This is a genomic window from Micromonospora sp. NPDC049529 (assembly GCF_055586685.1).
In genome coordinates this window covers 228,054-245,329 of the sequence record NZ_JBVJHT010000012.1, presented here as the reverse complement: position 1 = coordinate 245,329, position 17,276 = coordinate 228,054, and the positions used below count along the sequence as shown (strand labels likewise).

General features: G+C 70.6%; 17 protein-coding genes. 7 read left to right on the top strand and 10 right to left on the bottom strand.

The features are described from left to right. Positions 1–264: 264 nt before the first annotated feature. A complete protein-coding gene (gene zwf, locus ACZ6QQ_RS22820) occupies positions 265–1,767 on the top strand; it encodes a glucose-6-phosphate dehydrogenase (protein WP_465878848.1) in 1,503 nt (500 codons plus the stop codon). A gap of 140 nt (positions 1,768–1,907) precedes the next feature. Here the strand turns inward: zwf and ACZ6QQ_RS22815 are convergent, their stop codons facing one another. Continuing rightward, the gene (locus ACZ6QQ_RS22815) at positions 1,908–2,057 is read right to left on the bottom strand and encodes a biliverdin-producing heme oxygenase (protein WP_465878846.1); all 150 of its coding nucleotides are present in this window, start codon (positions 2,055–2,057) and stop codon (positions 1,908–1,910) included. 57 nt (positions 2,058–2,114) lie between these two features. After that, positions 2,115–2,630: a DUF6069 family protein gene (locus ACZ6QQ_RS22810; protein WP_465878843.1), complete on the bottom strand. Its 516-nt coding sequence runs from the start codon at positions 2,628–2,630 to the stop codon at positions 2,115–2,117. A 172-nt stretch (positions 2,631–2,802) separates the two neighbouring features. Between ACZ6QQ_RS22810 and ACZ6QQ_RS22805 the strand changes: the two genes are divergently transcribed. Continuing rightward, positions 2,803–3,165, top strand: a complete 363-nt coding sequence (locus ACZ6QQ_RS22805) for a YciI family protein (protein ID WP_465878841.1) — start codon at positions 2,803–2,805, stop codon at positions 3,163–3,165. Beyond that, positions 3,162–4,403, top strand: coding sequence for an RNA polymerase sigma factor (locus ACZ6QQ_RS22800; protein WP_465878839.1), 1,242 nt, complete (start codon positions 3,162–3,164; stop codon positions 4,401–4,403). Before ACZ6QQ_RS22805 ends, ACZ6QQ_RS22800 begins: the two co-directional genes overlap by 4 nt. Here ACZ6QQ_RS22800 and ACZ6QQ_RS22795 read toward each other — a convergent pair. After that, complete coding sequence (locus ACZ6QQ_RS22795; RefSeq protein WP_465878838.1) at positions 4,375–4,893, bottom strand: hypothetical protein; 519 nt, start codon at positions 4,891–4,893, stop codon at positions 4,375–4,377. The genes ACZ6QQ_RS22800 and ACZ6QQ_RS22795 overlap by 29 nt on opposite strands. A gap of 261 nt (positions 4,894–5,154) precedes the next feature. Here ACZ6QQ_RS22795 and ACZ6QQ_RS22790 point away from each other — a divergent pair, with 261 nt between their 5' ends. Next, the gene (locus ACZ6QQ_RS22790; protein ID WP_465878836.1) at positions 5,155–6,513 is read left to right on the top strand and encodes a hypothetical protein; all 1,359 of its coding nucleotides are present in this window, start codon (positions 5,155–5,157) and stop codon (positions 6,511–6,513) included. Between the two features lie 127 nt (positions 6,514–6,640). Here the strand turns inward: ACZ6QQ_RS22790 and ACZ6QQ_RS22785 are convergent, their stop codons facing one another. The 6 genes from ACZ6QQ_RS22785 to ACZ6QQ_RS22760 all read right to left on the bottom strand — a co-directional run bounded on the left by ACZ6QQ_RS22785 (position 6,641) and on the right by ACZ6QQ_RS22760 (position 13,111). Further along, positions 6,641–7,348: a hypothetical protein gene (locus ACZ6QQ_RS22785; RefSeq protein WP_465878834.1), complete on the bottom strand. Its 708-nt coding sequence runs from the start codon at positions 7,346–7,348 to the stop codon at positions 6,641–6,643. Between the two features lie 164 nt (positions 7,349–7,512). Further along, positions 7,513–8,490, bottom strand: a complete 978-nt coding sequence (gene ligD, locus ACZ6QQ_RS22780; protein WP_465878832.1) for a non-homologous end-joining DNA ligase — start codon at positions 8,488–8,490, stop codon at positions 7,513–7,515. Positions 8,491–8,665: 175 nt separating this feature from the next. Next, a complete protein-coding gene (locus ACZ6QQ_RS22775) occupies positions 8,666–10,246 on the bottom strand; it encodes a DHA2 family efflux MFS transporter permease subunit (RefSeq protein ID WP_465878830.1) in 1,581 nt (526 codons plus the stop codon). Between the two features lie 283 nt (positions 10,247–10,529). Then, positions 10,530–11,327, bottom strand: coding sequence for an SAM-dependent methyltransferase (locus ACZ6QQ_RS22770; protein WP_465878829.1), 798 nt, complete (start codon positions 11,325–11,327; stop codon positions 10,530–10,532). Between the two features lie 179 nt (positions 11,328–11,506). Next, positions 11,507–12,121, bottom strand: a complete 615-nt coding sequence (locus ACZ6QQ_RS22765; protein WP_465878828.1) for a hypothetical protein — start codon at positions 12,119–12,121, stop codon at positions 11,507–11,509. Positions 12,122–12,247: 126 nt separating this feature from the next. Further along, positions 12,248–13,111, bottom strand: a complete 864-nt coding sequence (locus ACZ6QQ_RS22760; RefSeq protein ID WP_465878826.1) for an alpha/beta fold hydrolase — start codon at positions 13,109–13,111, stop codon at positions 12,248–12,250. 433 nt (positions 13,112–13,544) lie between these two features. On the opposite strand from ACZ6QQ_RS22760, the gene ACZ6QQ_RS22755 reads away from it, so the two are divergent. The 3 genes from ACZ6QQ_RS22755 (at position 13,545) to ACZ6QQ_RS22745 (ending at position 16,022) form a co-directional block, all read left to right on the top strand. Continuing rightward, positions 13,545–13,988, top strand: a complete 444-nt coding sequence (locus tag ACZ6QQ_RS22755) for a flagellar protein FlhE (RefSeq protein ID WP_465878824.1) — start codon at positions 13,545–13,547, stop codon at positions 13,986–13,988. Positions 13,989–14,175: 187 nt separating this feature from the next. After that, positions 14,176–15,372, top strand: coding sequence for a sensor histidine kinase (locus ACZ6QQ_RS22750; RefSeq protein WP_465878821.1), 1,197 nt, complete (start codon positions 14,176–14,178; stop codon positions 15,370–15,372). After that, positions 15,369–16,022 (top strand): response regulator, encoded by a 654-nt coding sequence (locus ACZ6QQ_RS22745; RefSeq protein ID WP_465878820.1) that lies wholly within the window; start codon positions 15,369–15,371, stop codon positions 16,020–16,022. Before ACZ6QQ_RS22750 ends, ACZ6QQ_RS22745 begins: the two co-directional genes overlap by 4 nt. A 71-nt stretch (positions 16,023–16,093) precedes the next feature. Here the strand turns inward: ACZ6QQ_RS22745 and ACZ6QQ_RS22740 are convergent, their stop codons facing one another. Further along, positions 16,094–17,203, bottom strand: coding sequence for an aldo/keto reductase (locus tag ACZ6QQ_RS22740; protein WP_465878818.1), 1,110 nt, complete (start codon positions 17,201–17,203; stop codon positions 16,094–16,096). Between the last annotated feature and the right edge of the window lie 73 nt (positions 17,204–17,276).

The window sequence follows — 17,276 nt, the reverse complement described above, 5'->3', positions numbered from 1 at the left end:
CGGCTCGCAAGCCGTGCCGCGCGATCGGATGTGGCCCTGCCAGGGGTGTTCCCGATGCGTGGCCCGACCCTGTCCGGCCCGCCCCGGAAGATCCTGGCAAGCTTCCTGGTTATGAGCGACGGCGGGGCGTGGTACGACTGGCATCGCCCCCACGTCGATGGCCGTCGCCACAGATGTCGACGGCGAGTTCGGTAGCGCTACCCAGCGACATTCGGACACTCGCGCGGGTCGAACGGCTTCGCGCGGTTGGAGGACTCAAGGACCATGGACAGCACCCCTCAGCTCGCGCAGGAGCGCAACGCCCCACCGGCCACGCTGGTGATCTTCGGCGCTTCGGGTGACCTCACCCGGCGCAAACTGATCCCGGCGGTGGCCAGCCTGGCCCGCCACAACCGCCTGCCCCGCGAGTTCGCCCTGGTCGGGGTCGCGCGTACCGCGATGAGCGACGAGCAGTTCGCCGACTCGGCCCTGACCGGCCACGGCCTGCGCAACACCCCGCAGTTCGAGGGCGGGATCAGGTACGTGTCCGGCGGCTACGACGACCCGGACACGTACAAGCGCCTCGCCGAGACGCTGGACCAGCTCGACGCCGAGCGTGGGACGGCCGGCAACCGCCTGTTCTACCTGTCGACGCCCGCCGAGGCCTTCGAACCGGTGATCAACGGTCTGGCCGGCGCCGGACTCAACCACGCCCGCGAGGGCTCCTTCTCCCGGCTGGTGATCGAGAAGCCGTACGGCCGGGACCTGGCCACCGCCCGCGAACTGGACGCGATCGTGCACTCCAGCTTCGACGAGCCGCAGGTCTTCCGGATCGACCACTACCTGGGCAAGGACACCGTCCAGAACGTGATCGCCCTGCGCTTCGCCAACTCGATCTTCCAGCCGATCTGGGACCGGAGCTGGGTCGACCACGTACAGATCACGGTCGCCGAGACGCTCGGCGTCGGCACCCGGGGCGGCTTCTACGAGAGCGCCGGGGCGATGCGCGACATCGTGCAGAACCACGTGCTCCAGGTGCTCGCGCTCTCGCTGATGGAACCGCCGGCCTCGTTCGACGCCGAGGGGCTGCGCAACGAGAAGGTGAAGCTGCTCCAGGCGATCCGGCTCCCCACCGACCGGGACATCGCCGACCTGGCCGTACGCGGCCAGTACACCCGAGGCGGCACCCGTGACGACCTGATGGCCGGCTACCGCGACGAGCCCGGCGTCGACCCGCTGTCGCGCACCGAGACGTACGCGGCGATGCGGCTCAACGTCGACAACTGGCGCTGGGCCGGGGTGCCGTTCTACGTGCGTACCGGCAAGCGGCTGCCGGCCCGGGTCACCGAGGTCGCGTTGCAGTTCCAGCGGCCCCCGCACCTGCCGATCCCGACCGACCAGCTCACCGAACTGGAGGCGGACGCGCTGATCCTGCGCATCCAGCCGAACGAGGGCATCTCGCTGCGCTTCGGCGCCAAGGTGCCCGGCCACTCGTTCCGGGTGCGGACGGCGAGCATGGACTTCTCGTACGACAAGACGTTCCGCGAGGAGTCGCCGGAGGCGTACGAGCGGTTGCTGCTCGACGCCCTGCTGGGTGACCCGACGCTGTTCATCCGTACCGACGAGGTGGAGCAGTGCTGGCGGATCGTCGACCCGATCATCGAGCACTGGGCCAAGGACTCGTCGCCGATCCCGACGTACGAGGCCGCCTCCTGGGGGCCGACCGACGCCGAGCGCCTGATCGGCCGCAGCGGTCGCCGGTGGCGCAACGACGTCGGTGACTTCTGAGGCGCGACGACATCGGTGACTCCGGCGTCGGCTCGACCGACGGTGACTCCGGCGTCGGCTCGACCGACGGGCTGGTAGCGGGCACGTCGTGACGGCCGGGCGGGGAGCGGGTGGTCCGATCGCCCGTCCCCGCCCGGCCCCTACCGCACCGCCGGGTGGGCCTGGCCCAGCTGGTGGAACACCTCCCGGTTGAGGTCGAAGGCGATCACCGCCTTGTTCGCCGTCCGTTCGAACTCGGCGGCGTCCAGCGGGAGCGCGTCCAACCGGTCCCGGTACTTCGACGTACGCAACAACGGCGCGGTGCCGGCGGTCGAACCGGCGATCGCGGTGAGCAGCGGACCGTACGGCTACCGGTGACCATCGGGGCGCCCGCCGTCGGCGGCTACATCCGGGGCGAGATCGGGTCGGACCGACCGGTCGGGACGGCCGGCGGCGTGGGCGAGCCGGCGGGTGACCACGGGGATGACGATCAGCGCGGCGACGACGTGCGCCAGCCCGAGCATGATCTTGGTTGAGGTCGCGGTGGCCCCGGCGAGGTAGGGCCCCGCCATCGACACCACGGTCAGCGCGATGGTCGTCCACCGGTAGGTGCGGGCGGGGCGGCGGGCGTACCGGGCGAGGAGCACCGCGAGGATCGTGCCCCAGAACACGGAGATCGCCGTACCCATGGCGAACAAGCCGACGGTGATCGGCTCGGTGACCGTGGCACCGATGCTGCCCGCCACCATCGGTACCCCCACCGCGCGGGCGGCCAGGCCGAAGAGCTCGGTCGCGACGGCCGCCGCGAGTCCGGCCAGCGTGCTGACCAGCCACACCGGTCGGGTGGCGAGGCTGTCGGTGGCCCGGATCGTGATCGTGTTCATGACGTCTCCCGCTCTGCGTGATCTGCTGTCCTCGTCAGTGCGAACGGAGCGGTCCGGCTCGGCTCGACATCTTCGGCCAAGAAATTTCGGGAAGGATGTCGAGAGCGGCGTGCCGGCTCCGTTTACCGGGTGATGGCGCCGGCAAGGTGCGCGAACCGGAAGGGACGACCTCGTGAAGTACCTGCTGATGATCTATGGCAACCAGGAGAAGTGGAGTTCGATCCCGGCCGAGAAGTGGCCCGCGGAGATCGCCAAGCAGGACGCGTTCAACCGCCGGTACCAGGCAACCGGCGAACTGCTCGGCGCGTACGGGCTGGCCGACGCGGCGGCGGTGCGGATGGTGCGGCGTACGGACGGACCTCCGGCGGTCACCGACGGGCCGTACCTGGAGACGAAGGAGTACCTCGCCAGCTTCTACCTGCTCGACTGCGAGAGCGAGCAGCGGGCGTACGAGATCGCCTCGGACATGCCGTGGGCGGACGTCGAGCCGGTCGAGGTGTGGCCGGTCCTGCACGAGGCGCCCGCCGACCTGTGAACGTCGACCGGCGAGTCGAGGACCTGCTGCGCGAACTGGCGCCGCAGGTCCTCGGCGCGCTGGTCCGCCGGTACGGCCAGTTCGACACCTGTGAGGACGCCACCCAGGAGGCCCTGCTGCGGGCCGCCATGCGCTGGCCCACCGACGGCCTGCCGGACAACCCCCGGGCCTGGCTGATCACCGTCGCCACCCACCGGCTCCTCGACGAGGTACGCGGCCAACGGTCCCGGCGGCGACGGGAGGACGCGATCGCCGCCGCCACCCCGCAGTCGGAACTGCTGGGCCGACCGGCGGACGCCGACCCGGACACCGACCGGGACGACTCGCTGACCCTGCTCTTCCTCTGCTGCCACCCGGCGCTGTCGCCACCCAGTCAGATCGCGCTGACCCTGCGCGCGGTCGGTGGCCTCGGCACCGCCCAGATCGCCGCCGCCTTCCTGGTCCCCGAGTCGACGATGGCGCAACGGATCAGCCGGGCCAAGCAGACCATCCGGGCCAGCGGTGCGAGGTTCGCGGCGCCCGAGGGACCGGATCGGGCCGAGCGGCTGCGCGCCGTGCTGCACGTGTTGTACCTGCTCTTCAACGAGGGCTACACGGTCAGCACCGGCCCGGACCTGACCGCACCCCGGTTGTCCGACGAGGCGATCCGGCTCACCTCCTGGCTGCACCGGTTGCTGCCGCACGACGGCGAGGTGACCGGACTGCTGGCCCTGATGCTGCTCACCGAGGCCCGACGACCCGCGCGTACGGCACCCGACGGTGCCCTGGTGCCGCTCGACGAGCAGGATCGCGGCACCTGGGACCGGCAACTGATCGCCGACGGGGTCGCCCTCGTCACCGAGGCGTTGACCCGGGGGCCGGTCGGCCCGTACCAGGTGCAGGCGGCCATCGCCGCCGTCCACGACGAGGCCGAGCACCTGGACGCCACCGACTGGCCGCAGATCGTCGCCCTGTACGAACTGCTGGAGCAGCTCGCGCCGGGGCCGATGGTGACGCTCAACCGCGCGGTCGCCGTCGCCATGGTGTACGGCCCGCCGGCCGGGTTGCTCCTGCTGGCGGAGCTGGGCGCGGACAACCGGATGGCCCGCCACCACCGGTTCCTGGCGACCCGCGCGCACCTGCGCGAGATGGCGGGTGAGCGGCACGCCGCCGAGGGCGACTACCGGGAAGCCGCCCGGCGTGCGACCAGCCTCCAGGAGCGGCGCCACCTCACCGCTCGTGCCGCCCGACTGCGATGACGGGTACGTCCGACTCGCCGCCCGGAACCGGCTCGGCGGGCGATTGCCGTTCGTCGCCGTCGCCGTCGCTGTCGTGGTTGCCGTCGCCGGTCGGGGCGGGAGTCGGTCCGCAGAGCAGGGTGGCGAGTCGGGCCCAGGTGTCGACCGTTGTCACCCGATCGGGAAGCGGTCCGTCCGGTGCCTGGCTGCCGGTTCCGCCCAGGAACAGGTAGCGGTGCTCGACACCGTCGAGGTGGGCCAGTACGTCGAGGCGGTCGTCGACGAAGTGGGTGATTTCGAGGCGCTGGCATACCGGGGCCTTGTCCCGACGCTCCCGGACGAAGTGCAGGTGGGCGGCGGGAATGCCGGTGCGCCCGAAGAAGTCGTGGTGGATCAGCCAGGCACGGGTGTTGGCGGCCACCTTCGGTCCGGCCTTGGAGACCAGGTGCACCCGCTCGGCGAAGGGATGGACGGCCAGCGCGGCGAGCGCGTCGAAGACTCCCGCCACCACGGGGGTCTCCAGGGGACGGTTGCCGAAGAACGACCGTACGGGACCGGTCGAACTCTGTCCGCTTCGACGCTTGATGACCGTTTCTCGGGAACATGTGGTTTGTTCGCATAAGCCCTACCTGCCCGGATGATCGCCGTACTGTGGCTTTTAGTGGTTGCAGCGTCTGTAGCCGCCGCGCCCCAGGTGGTGCGGCCGTGTCTCGTACGGAAGGCGGGGAGCTTTATGTCCGGTTCTAACGGGAGTCAGGAGAATCCCGATCGGTTGGCGGCACGGCCGTCGCAGCGACGATGGCTGCTGGCCAGTGGTCTGTTGGCCGGGGGCGTGGTGGCAGGGGCGGCGGGCCTGACCGCGCTCGTTCCGATGGCCGGTGACGGGGGGTCGACCGGCCCGCGCCTGGAGCACCGCTCCTCGACGGTGGTCGCGGAGCGTGCTCCCGCCGAGCCGGACCCGGCCAGCGCGGCGGACGCACGTCGCGAGGTGAAGTCGGTCCCGTGCGACCCCGCGGCCCTCGTCGCCGCGATCAACCAGGCCAACGCCGAGGGCGGAGGCAACCTCAAGCTCGCTCCGGCGTGCGCCTACGTCCTCCTCGCGTCAGCCGACGGCGGGGCCGAGAACGCCAACGACAGGTCCGGCCTCCCGGTGATCTACCAACCGATCAGCATCGCCGGTGAGGGCGCGAGCATCGTCCGGGACGCGACGGCCGAGGAGTTCCGGTTCTTCACCGTCCGCAACGGTGGCGAGCTGAAGCTGACCGACCTCACCCTCTCGAACGGACGCGCCGCCAACGGTGGCAGCGTCTCGATCGACCACGGCGGCACCGCGGTGATCGAACGCACCACGGTCACCGAGAGCGCCGCCGTTGCCCCGGAGGGAGGGGGCGGCGGGATCTTCAACGACGGCCACCTCACCCTCGTCGGCGGCAAGTTCGTCGACAACAGCGCCGCCGGCTGGGCGGGCCGGGGCGGCGGCCTGCTCAACGGCGGCGTACTCACCGTGAAGGGCACCGAGTTCACCAACAACCGGGCCGGCGGGTTCGGCGGTGGCTTCGCCAACTACCAGGGTGCGGCCGACATCAGCGAGAGCACCCTGGTCCACAACACGGCCGGGGAGGGCGGCGGGATCGCGAGCGTCAACGCCCGGACGAAGGTCTGGGAAACCAAGATCACCTCGAACACCGCCCGGACCGGCGGCGGGGTCGTCAACAAGGACGCCACCATCACCCTGCGGAACATGACGATCAGCCACAACAGCTCGGAGGTCGCCGGTGGCGGCGTCTCCAGCTCCCAGGGTCTGCTCACCGTCGACGACAGCACCGTCGTGGAGAACACCACCGACGGCGACGGCGGCGGCATCTTCGCCGACAGGTCGAACGTGCTCGTCCGGCACAGCGAGAGCAGCCGCAACACCGCGGCCGGCCCGGAGTCGAAGGGGGGCGGCATCTCGGTGGTCGGGGGTCAGGTGTCGCTGTTCGGGAGCAAGGTGACCGGGAACGGCGCGGCCCAGCAGCCGGGCGGTCTGGCCGCGAAGGACGTCGTGGTCAAGCTCGACGACAAGACCGTGGTCACCGGCAACCGGCCCTGCGTGGCGGGCCCGGAAGCAAACGGCACCTGCCTCGACTGACCGCCGCGAACCGGGTGCGTCCCGGCCGACGGCGGAACCCGCCAGGCAGGTCGCGGGGGCGCACCCGGCGATCCCGGAGACGATCCTCGGATCGGTCCCACCGGGAGAGCCGGGTGCGCCCCGCCGGCTATTCCCCGGCCGGGAAGGTGTAGCTCGACGGCGGGTTGGCCTGCTGCGCGGGGGTGCCGTACACGACGGCGACCTCGTCGTGGGCGTGCAGGACGATGGCCGCCGGGTCACCGCTGACCGGCTTGCCGTTGACGTACGCCTGGAGCACCTTGCCGTCGCCCGCGTGGAGCCCACCGATCTGGTCGGCCGATATCGACACCTGCCACTCGGTGAACACCTGGCCCAGGCTGAAGTCGGCCTGCACCGGCGACTCGATGTGCAGGACGCCGGTGGTGTCGTGGGTGTGCAACGGGCTGATCTGACCGGCGGACTCGTCGATGCCCAGCTCCGCCGGCACCACCACCGGTTGACCGTCGACGATGACGTCGAGGTGGGCGTGGATGTGCTCGACCGTACCCTCCGTGCCCAGCATGGGCAGCCCGGCGGCGCGTACCCGGGCGGAGGTGTCGGCCGGTGCGGACCACGGCGGCGGGTCCGTCCGCCCCGGGGCGGCGGTGGTGGGTGGCGGGGTCGGGATCGCCTGGGCGGCCGGCGCCCTGTCCGGTCGATCCAGCGCGACCACCAGGCCGACGACCACCAGAACCACCGCGGCCAGGCCGATCGCGATGCCGGTGATCATCCGCCGCTGCCGCCGCTCCTGCTGCCGGGCACGCTCCGTCGCCTTACGGGCCGCGGCCGCGCGTTCCTTCCGGCTCTCACTCGCCATGCTGGCAATCCCTCGCGTGTGTTTCCTGGGGACAAACACCCGGTTGGGTGTTTCGCCACGGACCCACCGGTGGTCGGTGGCGTGGCCTGATCTACGATGCGCGGCGCGGGTGGGAAAACCCGGAGAGCTTCCTGGAGGTTCGTTGAGGGTCGTCCCGGCGCGGTTCAGGTGGTGGATCGCGGGCGGGTGACCTCGTCCGGATCACGGTCCGGTCGCAGCCCACGCCAGGAGGCGTGGCGGAGCCGCCCGTCCGGGGTGACGGTCCGGTAGACCACCTCGCCGACCAGGGTCGGCTCGACCCAGTGGGCGTTCTTCGCCTCGGCCGCCGGCACCGGCGCGGCGAACGGGGCCCGGTCGCGTTCCAGCCGTCGCAGGCGTTCGCCGAGGTCGTCGAGCATGGCGCCGGTGAAACCGGTACCGACACCGCCGACGAAGACCAGCCCGGCCGGTTCGTTGATCCCGAGCAGCAGCGACCCGACCGTCCCGGACCGCCGGCCGGAACCGGGTTTGTAGCCGGCGACCACCACCTCGGTGGTCTGGATCAGCGCGGTCTTGCGCCACGCCGGTGACCGTCGGCCGGGCTGGTACCCGGACTCCATCCGCTTCGAGACGACCCCTTCGAGTCCCCGCTCGCGGGCGGCCGTCATCACCGAATCCGGGTCCAGGTCGAAGACCGGGGGAACCGCCACCTGCTGCTCCCGCAGCCCGAGTTCCTCCAGCGCGGCCCGGCGCTGCGACCACGGCCGGTCGACCAGCCGGGTCCGACCGAGCCGCAGCAGGTCGAAGACCAGGTACCGCACCGGGGCGGAGGCGATCAGGGCCGCGCTCGGTGCCTGCACGTGCATTCGGCGCTGCAACGCGGAGAAGCTCGGCGCACCCCGCCGGTCCAGGGTCACCAACTCGCCGTCCAGCACGCCGGTTCGGCCGCCGAGCAGCGACGGCAGGATCGCGATCTCCGGGTACGCCGAGGTGATGTCCCGGTCGTTGCGGGAGTACAGGCGCAGTCGTCCACCGCGTTCGGCGTACGCGACCGCGCGTACCCCGTCCCACTTGAACTCGTACGCCCAGCCGGCCTCGGCCGGCAGTTCACCGGCGGTGGCCAGCATCGGCCGGATCAGTGCCGACTGCCCCGTCGCGTCCATTTTCCGAGCATGGTCGAAAGCGCGCCTGGTCGGGGCGGGTTTTGCGGCATCCGAGTGCCTCCCCGGCTCCGGGGTCGGGTGAACGACGCGGGACCGGTGACCGCCGTCAGGTCGGCAGCCACCGGTCCCGGTGTTCGTCGGTCCGTCGGCGTGCGCAGCGACGCCGACCGCAGACTCAGTGAATCATCACCGGTGCCGCCGCGCGGTCACCGCCGTCGCTCTCGTCGTCGAGCAGGTGCGACACCTCACGCTTGCGGGGCAGGAACGCGATCGGGATGAAGGTCAGCAGGACCAGCACGAAACCGACCCAGAACGTCGTGGCGAACGAGTCCGCCACGAACTCCAGGCCGCGCGCGATGACCGACGGCTCGACCGGAAACTGGCTGCCGTGCTGGCTGGCGATCGCCGCGCCGGCCTCGGTGACCGGCTCACCGGTACGCGGGTCGGTCAGCCCCGGAATCTGGTCCGACCCGTTGAGCTGGCTGGTGAGGATCACCGACATGATCGCGGCACCGATCGAGCTGCCGATCTGCTGGAGGATGTTCACCAGCGTGGAACCGCGCGCCACCTCGTGGTTGGTCAGCGTCCGCAACGCCGAGGTCATGATCGGCATCATCGTGCCGCCCATGCCGAGACCCATCACGAACAGCGAACCGCAGAGCAGCCAGTACGAGGTGTCCGTGCCGACCTGGGTGAACGCGAAGAACCCGGCGGCGATGAGGGCCATCGCGAACGGCACGGTGCGGCCGATCGGGATCTTGTCGGCCAGCATGCCGGCGATCGGCATCGTGAGCATCGCTCCGATGCCCTGGGGTGCCATCAGCAGACCGGCGTTCAGGGTGGACTCGCCGCCGACCTGGAGGAAGTAACTCGGGAACAGCAGCCCGGCGCCCATGAACGCGATGATGAACACGAACAGCGAGATCGACGCGACGGTCAGGTTGCGGTTGCGGAACAGCCGCAGGTCGAGCAGCGGGTGCTGCGGCTTGAACGAGTACAGGACGAAGCCGACCAGCAGCAGGGCGCCGACCAGCATCGTGGACCAGACCTTGGTGGCGGTGATCGTGCCGGTCTCCGGCAGCGACGAGACGCCGTAGAGGAACAGGGCGAGGCCCGGCGACAGCATCAGCATGCCGACGAAGTCGAACGACTCGGACGGTTCCGCGCTGTCCTTGGGGAGCGCGACGAGGGCGTACACGAGTGCGATCGCGCCGATCGGGACGTTGATCAGGAAGATCCAGTGCCAGCTCGCCGCGTCGATCAGCCAGCCGCCCAGGATCGGTCCGCCGATCGGGCCGAGCAGCATCGGGATGCCGAGGACCGCCATCAGCCGGCCGATCCGCGCCGGACCGGCCGCCCGAGTCATGATCGTCATACCGAGTGGCATGAGCATGCCACCGCCCAGGCCCTGCAACACCCGGTAGGCGATGAGTTGACCGATCGAGTCGGCGGTCGCGCAGAGCGCCGAACCGAGCGTGAACAGCAGTAGGGCGAGCATGTACAGCCGCTTGGTGCCGAACCGGTCGGCAGCCCAGCCGCTGAGCGGGATCACCGTGGCCAGGGCCAGGGTGTAACCCGTCATCGTCCAGGCGACCTCGGCGTACGTGGCGTCGAACTCGGTCTGGAAGGTCGGCAGTGCGACGCTGACGACGGTAATGTCGAGGATCGACATGATCGCGCCGAGTACGACCACTCCGGCGATTTTCAGGACGGCGGCGTCGAGTTTCGCGGGCGCCGCGACGGCTTGATTGGTCACGTAACTCTCCAGGTCCAGTTGGCCGGTGGGGAGATGCCGACGCAGTGCACGTCAAACTGCGTAGGTCGCGCGGAAGCCGACGGCCATGCAGCCCTGCGGACGCCAGATCCCAGATCCAGCATCACAGGGTCACCCGCGTGTACGGCCATCCCTCCGCGCAGACGTGTGCTAGCTCACCATGTCCTCTGTGTACGGTGTGGCCTCGGGGTCGGGCGGGCTGTCCCGCGTACCGCCGACCGGGCCGACCGAGGCGCCGCCGCCGGTCGCCGTGACCGGTGCCGGCTCAGGGCTTCCGGGCCACCGCGCCGTACGCGTCGATGTGTTCGGCGGAGGAGTCGTCCGGGCGCCATCGTGTGATCGCTACCAGGCCGGGCTGGACCACCTCCAGGCCCTCGAAGCACCCGGCGAGGTCGTCGGGACTACGCAGGATGTAGGGGACACCGCCGCTCTCCGCCAGCCTGCCGGCGCCCTCGACCACGGCCGCGCTGGTGTCGGTCCCGTCCCACAACACCAGGTGGCTGCCGGGCGCGGTGGCCGCCATCGTCCGTCGCACGATCGACCGCACCACCTCCAGGTCGGGCTCGTAGCCCAGGACGCCCATGAACATCACCGCGACCGGTTTCCCGAAGTCGAGCGTTTCCGCCGCCCCGGCGAGAACCTTCCCCGGATCGTGGTAGTCGGCGTGCACGTACGTGGTCAGCCCCTCGGACGTGGAGCCGGAGAGCAGGGTGTGGGCGTGTACCAGCACCATCGGATCGATGTCGACGTAGACGATCCGGGACTCGGGCGAGACCTGCTGGGCGACCTCGTGGGTGTTCTGCATCGTGGGCAGGCCGGTCCCGATGTCGAGGAACTGTCGGATGCCCGCCTCGGCGGCCAGGAACCGCACCGCGCGGATGAGGAACCGACGGGACTGCCGTGCCATGACGACGACCTCCGGGTAGACCTCGGCCACGGCGTCCCCGGCGGCACGGTCGGCGGCGAAGTTGTCCCGGCCGCCCATCCAGTGGTTCCAGATCCGCGCGGCGTGCGGCACCTCGGAACGCAGCGTCGCGGCAAGCTCGGCATCCGGTTGCGTCATGGTCGGCCTCCTGGCTCAGTGGCGGTCCTGCGCGGCAGGTCAACGAAGGTGGAGCAGGGTGTGGAGCGCGTTTGCGAGTACGTTGTCCAGCAACCGTTCGTCGAGCGGCTCCAGCATCGCCGACGTGTGTACGACGCCCAATGAGCCCGTACAGCCACAGCAGTGGCCTCGGGTGACCGTCAGGAGCCGCCATCGTCCGGTGGCGGCGGGGCGTCGAGGGTGTGTACGGCACCGACCATCGCGTCCGCGATCAGGTCGGCGGCGGCCTCGGACAGCCCCGAGGCCACGGCGTGGCGCCGGGACACCTCGCGCAGTCGGGCCGACTGGGCCGCCGTCATGACGATCCTGCCGGCCACCGCCGGGGCCTCGGCGGCGACCAGCTCGGCGCCGGACGGGCCGTGCCGGCGCGTCCGCCACTGCCGCCAGCGCGATTTCGCGACACCGACACCGAACCCCATCACCTCGGCGACGGACACCGCGATGACCTCGAGGACGATCGCGTTCACCAGGGCCGCTTCGATCCCGAAGACGATCGCCCCGCCGGGCGCCCGGCCCGCCGCCACACCGGCCCGCCAGGTTGTCGCCACCTCGTCGAAGACGCTCGACTCCTCCGGGGCGAGGGCCCTGGTCACCTCACGGGCCAACCGGACCGTGAACTCCGAAGCGTCGACCGTCTCCGGCCCCGTCGACTCGATCGTCAACACCCGCCCCTCCGACGCCGGCGCCGGCAACGACGAGTTGGTGCGCTGGTGACGCCGGCGTTGGTGGTCGCGCACGAGCACGCGACGACTCACTCTATCGCCGGTAGCCAATGCCGCGCGGTCCCGCGCGACGACCGCCCGCCGGTACCACCATCGCCGGTCGGGTCACCGAAGGTCGCCCCGGTCGGGGCATCCGAAGGCCGTCGACCCCCGATCGGTTCACGGGTGCGGGTCGGTCGTCCGTACCCGTCGGAGGAATCCGGCGACCAGGTCTGCGCAGCGGTCGGGATCGTCCACGAACGGCCAGTGTCCGCTGTGGTCGAGGACCACCACCTCCGCGTCCGGGAACGTCTCGCGCTGCTGCCGGGCCAGCGTCTTCGGCAGGTACGGGTCGTGTGCGCCCCACAGCACCAACGCCGGTCGGTTCAACGGCCGCAGTGCGGCGGACATCCGCCTGCTCGGGGTGCCGATGTCGATCGCCGAACGGTAGAGCCGCAGTACCGCCGCTCGGGTTCCCCGGTCGAAGTCGTCGTACATCTGGTCGGTGAAGGCGCGGGGCAGCGGGCGCGGGTTGCCCTCCCTGAGCAGGGTGCGGAACGCGGGCCCGGTCGTGCTCGCCATGAACAGTTCACCGAGTCCGGGGGTCTGCCAGATCCGGGCCAGCCGGTGCCAGCGGTAGTCGACCAGCAGCCCGGTGTCGGCGAGTACGACGCTCGCGAACCGGGCCGGGTCGGTTGCCGCCCAGGCCAGGCCCCACAGCCCGCCGAAGTCGTGGAGGACGAGGTGGGCCCGTTCGATGCCGAGGCGGTCGAGGGCGGCGGCGACGAAGGCGGCGTGGTTGTCGATGTCCTGCCGGAAGTCCGACGGCTTGTCGGCCCGGCCGAAACCGGGTGCGTCCCAGGCGACGGCCCGGGTGAAGTCGCCCACCCGGTCGAGGAGCCCGAGCCAGTCGGCGCCCGAACCGGGATTGCCGTGGAGGAAGACCACGGCCTCCCGATCGTCGCCCGGCCCGACCTCGCGCACCGGCGTGCCGATACCGTTGACCGTCATCCGCCAGGTGCGCAATTCGACCCGACTGCTCATCGGACACCTCTCTGGCCCGGCCCGACGGCGGTCGCTGGTACCGCCAGGGGTGGTCGCGTGGCGGGAATGTAGCACCTGCCGCGGCCGTACCGGCGTCTCGCAGGACATTCCGTAGATCGACCATCTTCAGTGCATTGCCCTCGTTGTGTCGCATTGCGCCGACCGACCGCTGTCGCGCCACGTCCCCGGTGTCGGGGGCCGGGTCCGGCCGGGGTTGGTTCGTCGCATGGTCGCGCGTCGATGCGCGCTCGAATTCGCCGACGCGTCGCGCGCGTATTCCGAGGCTTTTCGGATGCCGCAGCATAGAGCAGTTCCCGGGGGTGGACCTCATCAGATGAAGCCAAGTCGATATGAGGACGATTACCTGTACGAATATGTGTCCCCATAAATATCATTGGCCCATCCACCCTCACCGTCTCCATTGGAGGAAACGATGTCCATATGGCGTAGAACCGTACTCGTCGTCGCCGCCTGCATGGCCGCACTCCTGCCTGCCGGTGCGGCCCAGGCCGCCGTCGGCTCCTACACCGCCAGCCCGAGCGGGGGCACGGTGTACCGGACCAACACCGTCTACGTCAGCTCGTACGCGAGCAGTCCGGGAATTCTCCCCGTGGGCTCGACGATCACCGGGGTGACGTGGCAGTTCACGCTCTCGGACTACCCGTCGAACCTCACCCGGCGGCTGTGCAACAACCAGCGGTGCGAAACCCTCTGGACCTTCGGCGGGAACTCCGGCACGTCGACCTATTTCAATGGCGACCCGGCCGTCAACAGTTGGCGTTACGAATTCGTCCTGGTGTTCGGCACCGGCTCGCGTGTGATCAACCCACCGGTGTACGCCTACACACACAGCGTCGGTGTCTCCTACCAGTACTGACCGGACGCGGCCCGGCCGCCGGCGCGACCACGATCGGACTCGCCGGGTCACCGCTGCCGCAGTCGGCACGGGCCCGGCGAGCGCCGGTCGTCGTGGTCCGCGTCGGCCAATCAGGCCGGCCTCCGGTAGGACCCGCCTCCTACCGGAGAAGGAGCACCTCGTCCCGGGCCGGGCTTACAGTTCGATTGTGCTGGTGGGATGGATCGGCCAACTGTTCGACCGGAGGATGTTGCCGGTCCGGGTGCTCATCGTCCTCGCGTGCGTACTGGGATACCTGGCACAGGTGCGCGACCCGTCCGTACCGTTGCGCCCGGCCGACTGGGTCCTGGCGAGTACGGCGGTGGTCGTCAGCGCCGGGGGAAGCCGGTGGCCCCTGGCCACGGTGCTGGTCCAGTCGGCGTTGCTGGGGACGGCCGGCCTGGTCGGCGCCACCATGCTGGTCCCGATCAAGCTCGCGGCGAGTCTCGCGGTCTTCGAACTGGCGTTGTACCGCACCGGGTGGGCGTTGCTCGTCGGCTGGGGAGCGTTGGCCGCCGTCTACGCCACCCGGGTGCTGAACAGCATGCCGGCGGATCTGGTACCGGTGCTGTACCGGGTCACCGTGCTGATCGGTCTTCCGCTGCTGCTCGGCGCGTACCTGCGGTCGGTGCGTCAGGAGGCCCGTCAGGCGCAGCGGCGGGTCGCGGAGGAGCAGCGGCGTCGGCTGTCGGAACTGGCCCTGGTCCGGGCCACCGAACGCGGTGCCATCGCCCGCGAACTGCACGACATGGTCGCCCAGCACGTCGCGTCGATGGTGTTGCGGGTGGGGGTGGCCCGACATGTTCTGCCGGCGACCGACCCGAGGGTGGGTGAGTTGCTCGACGACATCCACGCCGGAGGGGTCGCCACGCTGGCCGACCTGCGCCGGCTGGTGGCGTTGCTGCGTGACCGGTCCGTCGGGCTCGATCCCGAACAGCACCTGGCGGACCCGGCCAACCTGCCGGCGGCTCTGGCCGAGGCGGTCGAGCGGGGCCGAGGGATCGGGTTGAGGGTGGACAGTTGCGTCGCTCCACAGGTCGGTGACCTGGACGCGGTACGCGGCCTGGCGGTCCTGCGGCTGGCCCAGGAAGGGCTCACCAACGTTGCCAAGCACGCCGGCGCAGCCGCGCGGGTGTCGATGACCGTACGTCTGAGCGATGCGGGGGAGTTGTCGATGGAGATCCGTGACGATGGCGGCGACGGTCGGCGTGAGGCCGCTTCGTACGGACTCGGTCAGGGGCTGATCGGTCTGCGTGAGCGGGTGCACCTTCTCGGCGGTCGCCTCGACGCCGGTCCCGTGGACGGCGGCTGGCGGCTGGCCGCCGTACTGCCCGCGCGGGCCGAACTCGCGGACGTGCCGTCGTGATCCGGGTCGTGCTCGTCGACGACCAACACCTGGTGCGGGCGGGGCTGCGGATGTTGTGTGAGGCGGCACCCGACGTGGAGGTGGTCGGCGAAGCCGAGAACGGGGCCGCGGCGGTGCGGATCGCGCACCAGGTGCTGCCCGACGTGGTGTTGATGGACCTCAGCATGCCCGGCGTGAACGGCATCTCGGCCACCGAGCGCATCCTGTCGGATCGGCCGTCGGCCCGGATCGTGGTGCTGACGACGTTCGACGACGACGATCACCTCTACCCCGCGCTGCGGGCGGGCGCCTGCGGCTTCCTGGTCAAGGACGCGGCTCCGGCGGAGTTGCTCGACGGCATTCGCCAGGCCGCCGCCGGTGAGAATCCGTTCAGCACGGGCGTGTTGCGGCGTCTGGTCGCCGCCGCCGTCGCCACGCACACCGCCGGACCTCCGCCGGAGCCCGCGCCCGGGTTCACCTTCACGACCCGGGAACGGGAGGTCCTCGCGCTCGTGGGCGCAGGCCTGTCCAACGGTGAGATCGCCGTGCGCCTGCGCCTCGGAGTGACCACGGTCAAGACCCACATCGCCAGTCTGATGGCCAAGACCGGCACCTCGAACCGGGTCCGTCTGGCGGTGCTGGCGGTCCGGTCCGGGATCGAACCCGGCTGAACCCGTACGGCTCGGCGCCGCGCCGACTCCGGCGCCGAGCCCATGCCGGAGGCCGACCCGGTCGGGATCGGCTAGAGCCTGACGTACCCGTCGAAGGTCTTGCCGGGGTACCACGGTGTGCCGTCCAACTGCGCGAACCGGTCCCCGAACACGGTCTCCAGGTGGGACACCATCGCCCTGCGTTGCGTCTCGGTCGGCAGCGGACCGCGCAGGACCCCCATGTTCTCGTCGAGGTGCCGGGGGTCCCCGGTGCACTGGAGCACGACCGTGACGTTCGGGTCGGCCAGGACGTACTTCAGGAAGAACTGGGCCCAGGTGGTGGCACCGAACTCGCCGGCCCAACCCGGCACCCGGTGACCCTCGACGAGCTTGTGCAGGCGCCCCTTCTCCATCGACATGTTGACGATGACGCCGATGCCACGCTCGGCGGCGAGGGGCAGGATCCGCTCCGCCGCGTGCCGGGTGGCGATGGAGTATCGGACCTGGACGAAGTCGATGTCGAAGGTGCGCATCAGGACTTCGATCGCCGGGTAGTACTGGGTCGCGTGGTGGCTGACGCCGACGTACCGGATCTTCCCCTCGTCCCGCCACTGCCGCAGGACGGGCACGGCGGCCTCGGCGTTGACCAGGTTGTGCACCTGCAACAGGTCGATCTTCTCGCGCCACAACCGGGTCTTCGACGTCTCGAACTGGCTCACCATGTGGCTGCGGTCGCTGAGGTACTCGCCGGTGGACCAGCTCTTGTTGGTCAGGAACATCTCGTTGGTGATACCGAGTTCGGTGGCGAAGTCACCGACCGACAGTTCGGAGCCGCCGTACAGCGGCGAGGTGTCGACCACCCGTCCGCCCTGCTCCCAGTACCGCTTCATCACCTCCCGGAGGTGACCGCGCCGGGCGCCGGGCAACTTGTCGAACGTCATGAAGGTGCCCAGACCGATCGCGGGGAGCCGTTGACCGCTGCGTCCGACGGTACGGGTGATCACGCCGCCCCCGCCGAGCGGACGGTCGACGGTACGGGATCCGGGGGCCGGCGATCCGTCGGAGCCGCGATTGCCGAACAGGGCGCCCGCTCCGACCGCTCCGGCGCCCGCCAACACGCTGCGCCTGGTCGGGTGGCCGTACGCTTCCTCCATGTGCCGGCCGCTCGGACGCGGGGCCGGTGGGGCGCTGGCGAATGCCATCGTGTCTCCTCAGGTGTGATGGGCCGGCTCGGTCGCGCTGGACCGACCGCTCGTGCGCTACGCCCACCACGGT

Excerpts from the sequence above, each read along its gene's own strand:
- ACZ6QQ_RS22810 (WP_465878843.1), bottom strand. The coding sequence starts at position 2,630 with ATGAACACGATCACGATCCGGGCCACCGACAGCCTCGCCACCCGACCG.
- ACZ6QQ_RS22760 (WP_465878826.1), bottom strand. The coding sequence starts at position 13,111 with ATGAGCAGTCGGGTCGAATTGCGCACCTGGCGGATGACGGTCAACGGT.
- ACZ6QQ_RS22770 (WP_465878829.1), bottom strand. The coding sequence starts at position 11,327 with ATGACGCAACCGGATGCCGAGCTTGCCGCGACGCTGCGTTCCGAGGTG.
- ACZ6QQ_RS22740 (WP_465878818.1), bottom strand. The coding sequence starts at position 17,203 with ATGGCATTCGCCAGCGCCCCACCGGCCCCGCGTCCGAGCGGCCGGCAC.
- zwf (WP_465878848.1), top strand. The coding sequence starts at position 265 with ATGGACAGCACCCCTCAGCTCGCGCAGGAGCGCAACGCCCCACCGGCC.
- ACZ6QQ_RS22755 (WP_465878824.1), top strand. The coding sequence starts at position 13,545 with ATGTCCATATGGCGTAGAACCGTACTCGTCGTCGCCGCCTGCATGGCC.
- ligD (WP_465878832.1), bottom strand. The coding sequence starts at position 8,490 with ATGGACGCGACGGGGCAGTCGGCACTGATCCGGCCGATGCTGGCCACC.
- ACZ6QQ_RS22785 (WP_465878834.1), bottom strand. The coding sequence starts at position 7,348 with ATGGCGAGTGAGAGCCGGAAGGAACGCGCGGCCGCGGCCCGTAAGGCG.